Raw genomic sequence first — 798 nt, 5'->3', positions numbered from 1 at the left:
CTTAGTGAAAAAAGTAGGAAATGTAAAAGGATTTGTAAAGCGTACTTTCAATGAAATAATTGTAGATATTCCGACCGTAACTAAACTTGCAAACCTTATTGCTAATGCAATGTGTAATCCTTCGTATGAGCAGTTGAGTTTTAATTTATGATAATTTAGGTAAGAAATAAAACAGAATATTCATTAAAAATAATGGTAATGAATTAATTACCTTTGTTTCTTTTTGTCTTTTTTGAAAACAACATATATTTAAATCCATTTCATATCTAAGAAACATATTAAAAAACAAATGGCATTAAAAATATTTACAACATTAGCGGTATTTTAATGTCATTTGTTTTGGGATTAAGAGCTATAATTTTTCCAAATTAGAGAAAACTTCTTGTGTCTGAGCCTAAACGAGTTCAAGAAGTTTTAGTATATTTAATAAGACATAATATTTAGTTCTAATTACGATATTTAATGTATTAACGGTATTTAGATAGCATATTTTTCATTTAACCACTATACAGAAATAAAAAAATACATAAAAAAAAGATTACGTGGCTACGTCCTACTCTCCCAGGGGGCTGCCCCCCAAGTACCATCGGCGCTAAAGAGCTTAACTTCTGTGTTCGGAATGGGAACAGGTGTATCCTCTTTGCTGTAATAACCACATAATCTTTTAAATTGTAAGTATTAGGTTTTAATACTTTCAAAATTGACCAGATTTAAATTAGGTTAAGTCCTCGATCTATTAGTATTCATCAGCTGAACTCATTACTGAGCTTACACCCTGAACCTATCAACCAGGTAGTC

The 798-nt window shown here is 29.8% G+C and carries 2 rRNA genes; both read right to left on the bottom strand.

Going from position 1 to position 798, the window contains the following annotated elements:
- Positions 1-540: 540 nt before the first annotated feature.
- Positions 541-657, bottom strand: a 5S ribosomal RNA gene (gene rrf, locus WJW32_RS04240).
- Between the two features lie 59 nt (positions 658-716).
- Positions 717-798 (bottom strand): 23S ribosomal RNA (locus WJW32_RS04235); the annotation flags it as partial.

The organism is Tepidibacter sp. Z1-5 (genome assembly GCF_037844525.1).
Classification (GTDB): domain Bacteria; phylum Bacillota; class Clostridia; order Peptostreptococcales; family Peptostreptococcaceae; genus Tepidibacter_A.
Note: the sequence above shows the minus strand (reverse complement) of the source record. Positions and strands in the feature narration are given on the sequence as shown.